General features: G+C 53.8%; 12 protein-coding genes. 6 read left to right on the forward strand and 6 right to left on the reverse strand.

Annotated elements, in window-relative coordinates; genetic code table 11:
- The first annotated feature begins 9 nt into the window (after positions 1-9).
- A complete protein-coding gene (locus AAC620_RS07660; RefSeq protein WP_317657063.1) occupies positions 10-582 on the forward strand; it encodes a nucleotide exchange factor GrpE in 573 nt (190 codons plus the stop codon).
- Here the strand turns inward: AAC620_RS07660 and mutS are convergent.
- The gene (mutS, locus tag AAC620_RS07665; RefSeq protein WP_340243993.1) at positions 579-3,212 is read right to left on the reverse strand and encodes a DNA mismatch repair protein MutS; all 2,634 of its coding nucleotides are present in this window, start codon (positions 3,210-3,212) and stop codon (positions 579-581) included. The two genes, AAC620_RS07660 and mutS, sit on opposite strands and share 4 nt — an antisense overlap.
- Positions 3,213-3,331: 119 nt before the next feature.
- On the opposite strand from mutS, the gene AAC620_RS07670 reads away from it, so the two are divergent.
- Positions 3,332-5,593, forward strand: coding sequence for an NADP-dependent malic enzyme (locus tag AAC620_RS07670; protein ID WP_317657061.1), 2,262 nt, complete (start codon positions 3,332-3,334; stop codon positions 5,591-5,593).
- Positions 5,594-5,622: 29 nt separating this feature from the next.
- On the opposite strand, the gene dnaJ is transcribed toward AAC620_RS07670, so the two are convergent.
- From dnaJ to AAC620_RS07685, 3 genes are all read right to left on the reverse strand, one after another.
- On the reverse strand, positions 5,623-6,774 hold the full coding sequence (gene dnaJ, locus AAC620_RS07675) for a molecular chaperone DnaJ (protein ID WP_340243995.1): 1,152 nt from the start codon (positions 6,772-6,774) through the stop codon (positions 5,623-5,625).
- Positions 6,775-6,850: 76 nt separating this feature from the next.
- On the reverse strand, positions 6,851-8,749 hold the full coding sequence (gene dnaK, locus AAC620_RS07680; RefSeq protein WP_317657059.1) for a molecular chaperone DnaK: 1,899 nt from the start codon (positions 8,747-8,749) through the stop codon (positions 6,851-6,853).
- A gap of 187 nt (positions 8,750-8,936) precedes the next feature.
- Positions 8,937-9,731: an ABC transporter permease gene (locus AAC620_RS07685; protein ID WP_340243997.1), complete on the reverse strand. Its 795-nt coding sequence runs from the start codon at positions 9,729-9,731 to the stop codon at positions 8,937-8,939.
- Positions 9,732-9,889: 158 nt separating this feature from the next.
- Here AAC620_RS07685 and cysQ point away from each other — a divergent pair, with 158 nt between their 5' ends.
- The 4 genes from cysQ to AAC620_RS07705 are packed head-to-tail and all read left to right on the forward strand — an operon-like array spanning position 9,890 to position 11,862.
- Positions 9,890-10,687 carry a 3'(2'),5'-bisphosphate nucleotidase CysQ gene (gene cysQ / locus AAC620_RS07690; RefSeq protein ID WP_340243999.1) on the forward strand — a complete coding sequence of 266 codons (798 nt, stop codon included), beginning with the start codon at positions 9,890-9,892 and terminating at the stop codon, positions 10,685-10,687.
- A complete protein-coding gene (locus tag AAC620_RS07695) occupies positions 10,684-11,484 on the forward strand; it encodes a 3-deoxy-manno-octulosonate cytidylyltransferase (protein ID WP_340244001.1) in 801 nt (266 codons plus the stop codon). Before cysQ ends, AAC620_RS07695 begins: the two co-directional genes overlap by 4 nt.
- Positions 11,481-11,672: a glycosyltransferase family 2 protein gene (locus AAC620_RS07700; RefSeq protein ID WP_340244003.1), complete on the forward strand. Its 192-nt coding sequence runs from the start codon at positions 11,481-11,483 to the stop codon at positions 11,670-11,672. Before AAC620_RS07695 ends, AAC620_RS07700 begins: the two co-directional genes overlap by 4 nt.
- The gene (locus tag AAC620_RS07705) at positions 11,659-11,862 is read left to right on the forward strand and encodes a hypothetical protein (protein ID WP_340244005.1); all 204 of its coding nucleotides are present in this window, start codon (positions 11,659-11,661) and stop codon (positions 11,860-11,862) included. The genes AAC620_RS07700 and AAC620_RS07705 overlap by 14 nt, the downstream gene beginning before the upstream one ends.
- Here AAC620_RS07705 and AAC620_RS07710 read toward each other — a convergent pair.
- Both AAC620_RS07710 and hpf read right to left on the reverse strand, forming a co-directional pair.
- Entirely contained in the window at positions 11,859-12,323 is a 465-nt protein-coding gene (locus tag AAC620_RS07710; RefSeq protein ID WP_340244007.1) for a PTS sugar transporter subunit IIA, read from the reverse strand. The genes AAC620_RS07705 and AAC620_RS07710 overlap by 4 nt on opposite strands.
- 39 nt (positions 12,324-12,362) lie before the next feature.
- Complete coding sequence (gene hpf, locus AAC620_RS07715) at positions 12,363-12,929, reverse strand: ribosome hibernation-promoting factor, HPF/YfiA family (protein ID WP_340244009.1); 567 nt, start codon at positions 12,927-12,929, stop codon at positions 12,363-12,365.
- Between the last annotated feature and the right edge of the window lie 56 nt (positions 12,930-12,985).

Below are 12,985 nucleotides of genomic sequence, written 5' to 3' on the forward strand. Positions count from 1 at the left end.
AGGTGAAAGATGGCAGAGCCACAGGAAGAGCAATTCCTTGATGATATTGACGCGCCTGAGGAAGATATCGACCTTGCCGAAGGCATTGGCGAAGATGTTGATACCAGCCCCGAAGGCGTTATTGCTGCGCTGACTGAGGAGCGGGATCAATTGCGCGATCGATTGTTGCGCGTCATGGCGGATTCCGAAAATCTGCGCAAGCGTGCCGAGCGGGATCGCCGCGAAGCCGAGCATTATGGCGGCACCCGTCTCGCGCGCGATTTGTTGCCTGTTTATGACAACCTCAACCGCGCTTTATCTGCCGTTGGCGATGAGCAACGTGATGTTGCGGGCAGCGTGATCGAAGGTATTGAGCTGACCTTGCGCGAGCTTTTGAATGTTTTCTCAAAACATGGCGTAACAGTCGTGAAACCCGAAGAGGGCGACCAATTCGACCCGCAAATGCATCAGGCGATGTTTGAGGCCCCCGTTCCAGGCACGACAGCGGGCCAGATCATTCAGGTTATGACCGAAGGATTCCTGTTGCATGATCGCCTTTTGCGCCCTGCGCAGGTGGGTGTGTCATCAACACCGAAATCCTAATCTTTCATCAACGCCTTTAGGTCGTAAATCAAATCAAGCGCCTCGCGTGCCGTCATCTCATCGGGATGCACGGCATGGAGGCGATCCTCAAGCGGGGATGATTTGGGGGCTTGTGGCGCAGGCTGCGCGGTAAAGAGCGGCAAATCATCAATCAGCGATTTCTGCGCGCCGCCCTCACGATCATTCTTTTCCAATTTTTTCAAAACTTCTTCGGCGCGATGGATCACCGCAGGCGGCAATCCTGCAAGTTTCGCGACCTGAACCCCATAGGATCGATCCGCGGCGCCTTCGCGTAATTCGTGAAGAAAGACAATCTCACCTTCAAATTCTTTGACTGCCACGGTTGCATTGCGCGCGCCCGATAGGGTGCCCGCAAGCGCGGTCAATTCGTGGTAATGGGTCGCAAACAGCGCGCGGCACTTATTAACATCATGTAGAAATTCTAACGTGGCCCATGCGATCGACAGCCCGTCATAGGTGGCTGTCCCGCGCCCAATTTCATCAAGGATAACTAAGGCGCGATGATCGGCTTGGTTCAAAATCGCGGCTGTTTCCACCATCTCGACCATGAAGGTCGACCTGCCGCGCGCAAGATCATCTGAGGCCCCAACGCGACTGAAAACTTGGCTGACCAACCCCAGGTTTGCCGATCTTGCAGGCACAAAACCGCCCATTTGAGCCAAAATTACAATCAAAGCGTTTTGCCGCAAATAGGTCGACTTACCCGCCATATTGGGGCCAGTCAGCAATTGTATGGCGGCGGCATCACTCTGCGGGGATAGCGCGCAGTCATTCGGAACAAAGCGATCTTTGCTGCCGCGAAGCGCGTCCTCAACCACGGGATGGCGACCTGCGACAATATCAAAATCGCGATCTTTTGTGATCTCTGGTCGCACCCAATCTTGTGCCCGCGCGATATGTGCTAAGGCCAGATACAAATCCGCTGATGCGAGGGCAAATGCGGCACGCATGACGGGATCAAACTGTGCTAAAATCTCGTGGCGCAGCGCCTCAAAGATTTGTTTCTCAATCTCAATCGCCCGCGCGCCAGAATTCAGGATCTTTGTTTCAAGTTCTGACAAGTCGACTGTGGTAAAGCGCACCGCATTGGCCGTGGTTTGGCGATGGATAAACTGCTCGGACAGGGGGGCAGATAGCATCTTTTCCGCGTGGGTGGCGGTCGTTTCTATGAAATAGCCAAGCACATTGTTGTGTTTGATTTTAAGGGATGGAATGCCTGTCGTGCTAATATAGTCGGCTTGCATTTTTGCGACAATTCCACGCCCCTCATCCCGAAGGGCGCGCATTTCATCCAGCTCAGGGTGATAGCCTGACGCAACAAATCCCCCATCGCGGGCGAGTAAAGGCGGCTCCTCAATCAGGGCATCTGTCAGCAGCCCAATCAGGCGTTCATGACCGACCAAATCAGTCACTAAATCGCGCCATAACGAGGAAAGCTCTATCCCGCTAAGCTGTGCTGCCACCTCCTGCGCTTGGCGCAGACCCGAGCGGATTGCTGCCAAATCCCGTGGACTGGCCCGATCCAAGGATAGGCGTGACAGCGCGCGTTCCATGTCAGGCACTTTTCGCAAAATCTCGCGCAGCCTTTCCGAAATCGAAGAATTCGACAGCGCGAAGGTCACCGCATCATGTCGGGCTGTGATTTCGTCAAAATCGGTGGAGGGGGCGGAAAGGCGCCGCTCCAACAGACGTCCGCCTGCGCTGGTCACAGTTTTGTCGATCACCGCCAGAAGGCTGCCTTTGCGCCCGCCCGAGAGCGATTGTGTAATTTCCAAATTTTTCCGCGTTGCGGCATCAATCAACATCACCCGCGTCAAAGATTGGCGCTGTGGCCGCTGCAAGAGGGGCAGATTGCCTTTTTGCGTGATGTCCAAATAATCGACCACCGCCCCCATGGCGGAGAGATCAGGACGCTCAAACTGGCCAAAGGCCTCTAGGCTGTCGACCTTGAACAAATCGGTAAGCCGTGCTTCTGCGGATCTGCTGTCAAAGCTTGACGGTGCAAGGCGTGTCACGCTTGCGCCTGTCTCTTCGATTAAGGCAATGCGGCTTGGATCAAGATTTTCCGAAATAAGAATTTCACGCGGTGCAAGGCGCGCCAATTCTGGGCCAAGCCGTGCGGGGGTTACGGGCATCACCCAAAAGCCCCCAGTCGACATATCGCACCATGCAAGCGCCGCTGATCCGTCCCGTGATTCAAAATAAGCCGTTAGATAATTGTGGCGCCGCGCGTCTAGCAGGCTGTCCTCGGTCAAAGTGCCTGGGGTGACAACCCGCACGACATCGCGCTTAACAACCGATTTCGACCCGCGCTTTTTCGCCTCGGCGGGGTCTTCGAGCTGTTCACAGACGGCAACGCGAAATCCCTTGCGGATCAATGTTAGCAAATAGTTCTCAGCGGCATGAACGGGGACACCACACATAGGAATGTCTTCGCCCAGATGTTGGCCGCGCTTTGTTAGGGCGATGTCCAATGCCTCGGCGGCGGCGACAGCATCATCAAAAAACATCTCATAGAAATCGCCCATGCGGTAAAACAATAACGCATCTGCGTGGCGGGCTTTCACCTCAAGATATTGCGCCATCATTGGCGTGACTTGGCCTGTCATTCCTGCCCCCTTCTTTGGGTTTACCCTACTGTCTCTGCGGCATTGTTTGAAGGGACAAAAGAGATGCGTTGTCGCCACGGTCAAGGGATTGTAAACCGAATGAAAGAGGAGGCGAATTTATGGCAAATAAACCAAAGGTCACGCGTGAAGAGGCTTTGGCCTATCACTTGGAACCCCGCCCCGGGAAAATTGACATTTCCGCGTCAACCGCGATGTCGACCCAACGGGATCTCAGCCTTGCCTATTCGCCAGGTGTGGCTGTTCCCTGTGAGGTGATCGCACAAAACCCCGAAACCGCTTATGACTATACGACCAAGGGCAATCTGGTTGCCGTGATCTCAAACGGGACAGCCGTTCTAGGTCTTGGAAATCTAGGCGCACTCGCCTCAAAGCCTGTGATGGAAGGTAAAGCGGTCTTGTTCAAACGCTTTGCCGATATCAATTCGATTGATATCGAGCTTGCCACGGAAGATGTCGATGAATTCGTGAACGCCGTGCGCCTGATGGGGCCCACCTTTGGCGGGATTAATCTTGAGGATATCAAGGCCCCCGAATGTTTCATGATTGAGCAGCGTCTCAAGGAAGAAATGGACATTCCTGTCTTTCATGATGACCAACACGGAACAGCGGTGATCTGTGCGGCGGGTTTGATCAACGCGCTGCATTTGACGGGCAAAAAAATCGAAGATGTCCGTATCGTTTTGAACGGTGCAGGCGCGGCAGGGATCGCCTGCCTTGAGCTGCTGAAATCCATGGGGGCGCAGCATCAGAATTGTATTATTTGCGACACGAAAGGTGTGGTTTACCAAGGCCGCACCGAAGGGATGAACCAGTGGAAATCGGCCCATGCGGTGAAAACCGATTTGCGCAGTCTTGAAGACGCGATGCGCGGCGCTGATGTTTTTCTTGGTGTTTCGGCAAAAGGGGCGGTCACGCAAGACATGGTCAAATCCATGGCCGAAAACCCTGTGATTTTCGCTATGGCAAATCCTGATCCAGAAATCACGCCAGAAGAAGCCCACGAGGTGCGCCCGGATGCGATCGTGGCCACGGGGCGCAGTGATTACCCCAATCAGGTGAATAACGTTCTTGGTTTCCCGTATTTGTTCCGCGGTGCGTTGGATATTCATGCCCGCGCCATCAATGATGAAATGAAAATCGCCTGTGCGCGCGCCTTGGCCGAACTTGCGCGCGAAGATGTGCCTGATGAGGTCGCAATGGCCTATGGTGAAAAGCTGTCTTTTGGCCGCGATTACATCATCCCCACGCCTTTTGACCCGCGATTGATCTATACGATTCCGCCCGCTGTTGCGCGTGCGGGTATGGATACGGGCGCAGCGCGGCGGCCAATTTTGGATCTCGATGCCTATGCCAATGATTTGCAGGCGCGGATGGATCCGACCTCTTCCATTATGCAGGGCATTTATGCCCGTGCCCGTAATGCGCAGGCGCGTATGATTTTTGCCGAAGGTGACGATATTCGCGTCTTGCGCGCCGCGGTGGCCTATCAGCGCAATGGTTTGGGCAAGGCATTGGTCGTTGGGCGTGAGGCTGATGTCGCGGAAAAACTTTCAGCGGCGGGTCTTGCGGATGCCGTGCGCGAGCTTGAGATCGTGAATGCCGCAAAAACGCGTCACTTAGATGCTTATAAAGATTTTCTTTACAACCGCCTGCAACGTAAAGGCTTTGATCGGCATGACATCCATCGTCTGGCCGCGCGAGATCGTCATGTGTTCTCGGCTTTGATGCTTGCACATGGGCATGGGGATGGTCTGGTCACAGGGGCCACGCGAAAATCCGCGCATGTTTTGGGCTTGATCAACCATGTATTTGACGCCTCCGCCAAGGATGGCGCGGTTGGTATCACGGTGCTGATGCATAAGGGCCGTGTTGTTTTGGTGGGCGACACGCTTGTCCATGAATGGCCCGAAGCCGAGGATCTGGCCCTGATTGCCAAGCGCGGGGCAAATGTTGCGCGTATCTTGGGCCTTGAGCCGCGTGTCGCTTTTGTCAGTTTTTCAACATTTGGCTATCCAGTCTCTGAGCGCGCGGTGAAAATGGGGGATGCTCCCGCGATTTTGGCGCGCGAAGGGGTCGATTTCGAATTTGATGGTGAAATGGCGGTGGATGTTGCGCTTAATCGGGACGCGATGCAGCAATATCCATTCTGTAAACTATCTGGCCCTGCCAATGTTTTGGTTGTTCCTGCGCGTCACTCCGCCTCGATTTCCGTGAAATTGATGCAAGAAATGGCGGGGGCTACGGTCATTGGCCCGATTTTGACAGGGCCAGATCGGCCTGTGCAGATCTGTTCAACTGTGTCGACCGCGAATGACATTTTGAATATGGCTGTCATGGCGGCGTGCGAAATCGGAAAATAAAAAAACCCCCGCAACAGCGGGGGTTTACGTTAGTTTTTCAGATCATCGAAAAAGCTTTTGACCTTGTCGAAAAAGCCTGACGCGTGGGGGTTATTCCCCTTATTCAGGCTTTCCTCGAATTTCCGAAGCAGGTCTTTTTGCTCGGAATTCAAGTTCACAGGCGTCTCAAGCGCCAATTCGATATACATATCCCCTGTGCCATTGCCGCGAAGTGCGGGCATACCTTTGCCGCGCAAACGCATTTGGCGACCAGACTGGGCGCCTTCGGCCACCTTCACGCGGCTGCGTCCGCCATCAATGCAAGGCACCTCGACATCCCCACCCAAGGCTGCGGTGACCATCGACACGGGCACGCGGCAGTAAAGATCAATGCCATCGCGTTTGAAAATTGGGTGTTCGGCCACTTCGATGAAAATATAAAGATCACCTGCTGGCCCGCCGCGCAGACCTGCCTCACCCTCGCCCGAGCGGCGAATGCGTGTTCCTGTTTCAACACCAGGGGGCACTTTGATGGAAAGATGACGATCTTTTTGTTCGCGACCCGCGCCCCCGCAGGATCGACAGGGGTTTTTCACAATTTGACCCACGCCTGAACAGGTGGGGCAAGTGCGTTCCACGGTGAAAAAGCCTTGTTGCGCGCGGACTTTGCCCATGCCCGAACAAGTGGGGCAAGTGACGGGTTCAGATCCGCCCTCTGACCCGCTGCCCGAGCAGCTTGAACACGTTACGGCGGTGGGAACGGTAATTTCGCGGCTGAAACCCGCATAGGCTTCTTCCAAGGTGATCCGCATATTATAGCGCAGATCAGAGCCGCGCGTGCTGCGCTGACGCCCACCGCGGCCACCGCCACCGCCCATGAAATCGCCAAAAAGGTCTTCGAAAACATCCGAAAAGGCGCTGGCGAAGTCGCCGCCTGCGTGAGGGCCGCCCGCACGGGGGCCGCCTGCCATACCGCCATCAAACGCCGCATGACCAAAACGATCATAAGCCGCTTTTTTGTCGGCATCTTTCAGAACTTCGTAGGCTTCATTCGCTTCTTTGAACTGCGCTTCCGCATTCGGATTGTCAGAATTGCGGTCGGGGTGCAGTTCTTTCGCCTTTTGACGATAGGCTTTCTTGATTTCCTCAGGCGAAGCGCCACGCGCCACACCCAAAACATCGTAATAATCGCGCTTCGACATCGGTAGACACCCTTTTCTTAACGCATAGACCAGCCAAGGCGCACCCCAGCTGGTCTATCGGGATCAAATTTCCCGATTAGGAGCGCTTTCTGTCGTCCAGATCTTCGAAATCGGCATCTACGATGTCATCATCGACACCAGATGGCTCATCACCGCCTTCGCCATCCTCGGCTTGGGCTTTGTAAATCGCCTCACCAAGTTTCATTGCAGCTTCGGTCACGTTTTGGATGCCAGATTTGATCTTGCCCGCATCATCGGTCGCGATCTGTTCTTCCAAGTTTTTGATTGCCAACTCGATTGCTTCGACTGTGGTCGGATCAACCTTGTCGGAGTGTTCTTCCAAGGATTTCTGGGTCGAGTGGATCAGGCTTTCCGCTTGGTTCTTGGTCTCTACCAATTCCTTGCGCTGCTTATCGGCATCAGAGTTTTCCTCAGCCTCTTTGATCATGCGATCAATATCCTCATCGCTGAGGCCACCCGATGCTTGGATGGTGATCTTTTGTTCTTTGCCTGTGCCTTTGTCTTTCGCAGAAACCGAGACAATCCCGTTCGCGTCAATGTCAAAGGTCACTTCGATCTGTGGCATGCCGCGCGGTGCCGGTGGGATATTTTCCAGATTGAACTGGCCCAACATTTTGTTGTCAGCGGCCATTTCCCGCTCGCCTTGGAAGACGCGGATTGTCACCGCATTTTGATTGTCCTCAGCGGTCGAGAAAATCTGGCTTTTCTTGGTTGGGATGGTCGTGTTGCGGTCAATCAGACGAGTAAAGACGCCGCCCAAGGTTTCAATCCCAAGGCTTAGTGGGGTGACGTCCAGAAGAACAACATCCTTCACATCGCCCTGCAAAACGCCGGCTTGAATGGCCGCGCCCATGGCTACAACCTCATCAGGGTTCACGCCTTTATGGGGCTCCTTGCCAAAGAAGTTAGACACTTCTTCGATGACCTTGGGCATACGGGTCATGCCGCCGACCAAAACCACCTCGTCAATATCACCTTTTGAGAGGCCCGCATCTTTCAACGCGGCTTGACATGGTTTCAACGAGCGTTTGATCAGATCACCTACAAGGCTTTCCAATTTCGCGCGGGTCAGTTTCAGCACAAGGTGCAAGGGCTGGCCGTTTGACCCCATCGAGATAAACGGTTGGTTGATCTCGGTCTGGGTCGAAGAGGAAAGTTCAATTTTTGCTTTCTCCGCCGCTTCCTTGAGACGCTGAAGCGCCATTTTGTCTTGCGTCAGATCGACATTGTTTTCTTTTTTGAATTCCTGCGCGAGGTAATTCACAATCGCCATGTCGAAATCTTCACCGCCAAGGAACGTGTCGCCATTGGTGGATTTTACCTCAAACAGGCCATCGTCAATCTCAAGAATTGTGATGTCGAATGTGCCGCCGCCAAGGTCATAGACCGCGATGGTCTTGGTGTCTTTTTTGTCCAACCCATAGGCCAATGCGGCCGCTGTTGGCTCGTTGATGATGCGCAGCACCTCAAGGCCTGCGATTTTACCCGCGTCTTTGGTCGCCTGACGCTGTGCATCGTTGAAATAGGCAGGAACGGTGATCACGGCCTGCGTCACATCTTCGCCCAGATAATTCTCGGCGGTTTCCTTCATCTTGGTCAGGATTTGTGCAGAAATTTGGCTGGGGCTGAATTTCTCGCCCTTTACCTCGACCCATGCGTCACCATTGCCGCCGTCAATGATTTTGTAGGGAACAAGGTTCTTGTCCTTTTCCACTTCGGCATCGGTCAAACGACGCCCGATCAGACGTTTTACAGCAAAAATTGTGTTTTCAGGATTGGTAACAGCTTGGCGCTTTGCTGATTGACCCACCAGACGTTCGTCATCGGTGTAGCCAACAATCGATGGGGTGGTGCGCGCGCCTTCAGCGTTCTCAATCACGCGCGGTTGCGCGCCGTCCATAATCGCAACACAGGAGTTTGTGGTGCCGAGGTCAATGCCAATTACTTTAGCCATCTTTTCTGGTCCCTTTTCTTCAAGCGAACATGCGGCAACGGCCCGATCTCGGCTCCGTCACTGCTTATGTATAGGCCGTTCAGAACAGCCTGTTTCGGTGGCTATATAGGCAGGCACATCGCCCCCTGCAAGCAGCGCAACGCTAGGAATTTGGGAAAGATCACAAGGAATTCTAAGAAATTCTTGGCTAGCGCCCCATATCCCACGACATTGAGGCCCGCTTGGTTGTGAAAAACTCAGCCATCAGGCCAACAATCAACAGGCCACAGGCCACATAAAGCGGGTATTCCCAATTCGTATGATGCGGAAAGTAATTCACGAACACGGCGCCGCGCATTTGGTCGACAATGTGAAACAAAGGGTTCCAATCAAACATCGAAATAATGAATCCCGGCACCATATTGGCGACAAACATCTTGCCTGACGCGACCATATTGATCCGCATATAGGCCTGTCGCGCAAATCGCGTTACTTCGGGCGACCATGGGCGCATCGCGCGAAACACCAGCCCAACGCCAAAGCCAGAAAACCACGCCAAAAGGTAAATCATCAAAGCGGCTTTCCAGTTGTGGAAGGTCACCGTGCCGCTGAACGTGTGCAGCGCGAATAAAATCACCAAGAGCGAAATGGTTTGCACGTAAAATGCCGAGATCAGTGAGGATGCAATCGCCACAATTGGATTCATCGGCCCATGTTGCATCAGGGATGAGGTGCCGCCTTCTGCGGCAGAGACAGCAGCCACCGCGCGGATATGGCAGAGATATAGATAGATCCCAGACAAGAGATACATCATGAAATCGCCGCGCAGTTTTGCCTCGCGCGCGCCGATGAAATAGAACATCAGATAAAATCCGCCGACAAACATGCCCGCCTGTAAAATGCTGGTCATGATGGCCCAAACGGCGTTGCGGTGCGATGAACGCACCTTTTGAACCGAGGCGTGATAGGTCACCTCAAGCATGGAAAAGAGGCTACGCCTCATCGTGTTCGTTTGTCGCGCTTCAAACATGGATGCTGGCCTTGATCCATAGATGTCGGTTTGTTTGGCAAGATATATATGATCTACTTGCCCCATCCAACGAGATTAGGATAACCGCAAACGGCCATTTAAGGCAATCTGGTTAAGGAAATTGTTACAAAATGGATTTTGACAAGATCGAGCGCGTGTTTCGAAGCCTCGCCTTGGGGGCAGGCGAAAAAATCATGGAGGTTTATGCCTCGGATGATTTTGGTGTTGAAAGCAAATCAGATGACAGTCCCGTAACCCGCGCTGATCAGGCGGCGGATGCCTATATCTCTGCGGGTCTGCGCGCAGCCTTTCCCGATCTTGCGCTTGTGACCGAAGAACAGGCCGAAACCCATCGGCAATCCTTGCGGGATTTCATCATTGTTGACCCGCTTGATGGCACAAAGGAATTTGTGCAGCGCCGTGGGGATTTTACGGTCAACATTGCCCTTGTTTTGGATGGCCGCCCTAAGCGTGGTGTTGTTTATGCGCCCGCGAAGCAGCGATTGTTTTACACCCGTGCGGATGGCCAATCGGTTGAAGAATTCACGCCCTTTAACCACGATGAAATTGGCCCGCAGAAATTGCTTTCCGTGGCAGAGGCCGACAATAGCGCCTTGCGCGTAGTCGCCTCAAAATCACATCGCGATGCCGCCACGGATGCCTATATCAGTGCCTATGAAATTTCCGATTTGCGCAGCGCAGGCTCATCCTTGAAATTCTGTTTGGTTGCTTCGGGTGAGGCGGATTTTTATCCGCGTCTTGGCCGCACGATGGAGTGGGATACGGCCGCGGGCGATGCAGTGTTGCGCGGTGCGGGCGGCCAGATGGTGGAGTTTTCGACCCATCAGGAATTTACCTATGGCAAGGCAGGTTTTGAGAATAGCTTCTTCATCGCCTATGCCCCAACCGTGGAGTTGATCGAGCCATGAGCGTCATTTGTGTCATACCCGCGCGATATCAATCCTCACGCTATCCGGGCAAACCCTTGGTGCAGCTGCGCGGGGTTTCGGGCAAATCTATGAGCCTGATTGAACGCAGTTGGCGCGCCGCTTGTGCCGTAAGCGGTTTTGACGCGGTCTATGTAGCCACGGATGATGATCGTATTCGAGATGCTGCCCAAGGTTTTGGCGCGCAGGTTGTGATGACCTCGTCCGATTGTGTAAATGGGACGGAGCGCTGCGCAGAGGCCCTCAATAATCTTGGACAAAATGTTGAGATGGTGGTGAACCTTCAGGGGGATGCGCCGCTGACGCCTGCATGGTTCTTGGAGGAGTTGATCACAGGCCTGCGCGCTGATCCGTCTGCGGACATTGCTACGCCCGTTTTGCGCTGTGATGGTGAAACCTTGGCCGCATTCAAAGCGGATCGTAAGGCAGGCCGCGTTGGCGGAACCACGGCCGTTTTTGGCAGCGCGCACCAAGCACTCTATTTTTCAAAGGAAGTGATCCCCTACACCACGGGTATTTCTGAGGACGCCGAAGAAACCCCCGTGTTTCATCATGTGGGTGTTTACGCTTATCGCCCCGAGGCGCTATTGGCCTATCCGACATGGCCGACAGGGCCGCTAGAGACACTTGAGGGGCTAGAACAATTGCGCTTCCTCGAGTCTGGTCGGCGTGTGTTATGTGTCGAGGTCGAAGCGCAAGGGCGCAAATTCTGGGAATTGAACAACCCTGAAGATGTGTCACGGATCGAAGCCATGCTTGCGGAGATGGGCCAAGAATGAGCCAGCCGCGCATCAGCGTGATCGTGGTCAGCCACGGACGCCCTGATCTTTTGTGTCGCGCCGCGCTGTCTGTATTTCATCAAAACTACCGCCCTGTGGAATTGATCACAAACGGGCCTTCCTGTCGATCCTGCTTGGGCCAGCCAGACTGTAATTTTGCAAGGTATGGCGCAGGTGAAATTGCCTGATATTTTGTTGCGGGCCGAAGAATTGCCAAATGCCCTTCCTGCTTTGGCGGGGCAAGATCAGGCCTTCGTTCTGCCCAATCCCTGCGATCCAATTTCGCTTTCCGAGATATACACGACCGAAATTGAGGATGTCTGCGCCGAGGCCTATCGGCGCGACTATGTCAGTTTTGGATCTGGGTCTTGGGCCTAGGCCGCTTGGCTTTCTGCGCCGCCTGTCAACAAGGTGTGCAGTGTCATTGGGTCAGAATTTGCCCGCAGTTTTTCGCAAAGATCCGCATCCCGCAATGTGCGCGACACGCGCGCCAGCGCCTTGAGGTGATCCACGCCCGTATCGGCAGGCGCAAACAGCGCAAAAACCAGATCAACAGGCTGTCTGTCTGCAGAATCAAAGTTGACGGGACGTTCAAGACGGAAAAATACGCCTGTGATTTTCGTGAGCGCCGACAAACGCGCATGGGGCAAGGCCACGCCATGCCCCACGCCTGTTGGCCCTAGGCTTTCACGCTCCTGCAGAGCTTCGAAAATTTCCGAGGCGTTGACGTCAAGAAAACCCTCAGCCACATCTGCCAGAGATTGCAGAAGCCGCTTTTTGCTTGTCACATCAGAAACAACCTTCACGCCTTGCGGCTCAAGGAGCATCGAAAGTTCCATTCGCGTGTATTCCTTACCCGATAGGGTCTTTATTTCGGTCTAGCGGGGATCAATCCAGCCGATATTTCCGTCTTCGCGGCGATAGACGATGTTTACGCCTGCGCTCGCTTCGTTTCGGAATACCAAGACAGGGGCGCCCGCCAATTCCATCTGCATTACCGCCTCACCCACAGAGAGCGAAGGGATTTTAGTTTCGGTTTCTGCGATGATGATGGGCTGCAAGGTGTCATCCGCATCATCTTCGTCTTTGTCTGTTGCCGCGAGGATATACGAGGCCGCAGCGAAATGTTCAACGGGTTCTGCGCGTTCGCGGTGATGATCTTTCAATCTGCGCTTGTATCGGCGCAGTTGCTTTTCCATTTTCTCACAGCACTTATCAAAGGCCGCGTAGATTTCTGTATCGCTGCCCTTGGCAGATGCGCTGAGTCCAGTGGAAAGGTGAACATTGGATTCGCATACGAACTCATGTCCACTTTTTGAGAAAACGACATGTGAATCCGTTGGTCTTTCAGCATATTTTGCAACTGCCGCGCCAAGCCCGTCTTTCACATATGTTTGGAGTGCTTCGCCAATATCGATTTGTTTCCCACTGATTTGATAGCGCATGTTACCTCCATTACGTAAAGATAGCGTTGAAGCGAGGCTGCAACGCTACACTATAA

The organism is Roseobacter sp. HKCCA2468, assembly GCF_037805105.1.
In the GTDB taxonomy this organism is placed as follows: Bacteria; Pseudomonadota; Alphaproteobacteria; order Rhodobacterales; family Rhodobacteraceae; genus M30B80.

Coding starts and splice junctions, on each gene's coding strand:
- mutS (WP_340243993.1), bottom strand. CDS start 3,212: ATGACAGGCCAAGTCACGCCAATGATGGCGCAATATCTTGAGGTGAAA.
- hpf (WP_340244009.1), bottom strand. CDS start 12,929: ATGCGCTATCAAATCAGTGGGAAACAAATCGATATTGGCGAAGCACTC.
- AAC620_RS07660 (WP_317657063.1), top strand. CDS start 10: ATGGCAGAGCCACAGGAAGAGCAATTCCTTGATGATATTGACGCGCCT.
- AAC620_RS07710 (WP_340244007.1), bottom strand. CDS start 12,323: ATGGAACTTTCGATGCTCCTTGAGCCGCAAGGCGTGAAGGTTGTTTCT.
- dnaK (WP_317657059.1), bottom strand. CDS start 8,749: ATGGCTAAAGTAATTGGCATTGACCTCGGCACCACAAACTCCTGTGTT.
- AAC620_RS07685 (WP_340243997.1), bottom strand. CDS start 9,731: ATGAGGCGTAGCCTCTTTTCCATGCTTGAGGTGACCTATCACGCCTCG.
- cysQ (WP_340243999.1), top strand. CDS start 9,890: ATGGATTTTGACAAGATCGAGCGCGTGTTTCGAAGCCTCGCCTTGGGG.
- AAC620_RS07670 (WP_317657061.1), top strand. CDS start 3,332: ATGGCAAATAAACCAAAGGTCACGCGTGAAGAGGCTTTGGCCTATCAC.
- AAC620_RS07695 (WP_340244001.1), top strand. CDS start 10,684: ATGAGCGTCATTTGTGTCATACCCGCGCGATATCAATCCTCACGCTAT.
- dnaJ (WP_340243995.1), bottom strand. CDS start 6,774: ATGTCGAAGCGCGATTATTACGATGTTTTGGGTGTGGCGCGTGGCGCT.
- AAC620_RS07700 (WP_340244003.1), top strand. CDS start 11,481: ATGAGCCAGCCGCGCATCAGCGTGATCGTGGTCAGCCACGGACGCCCT.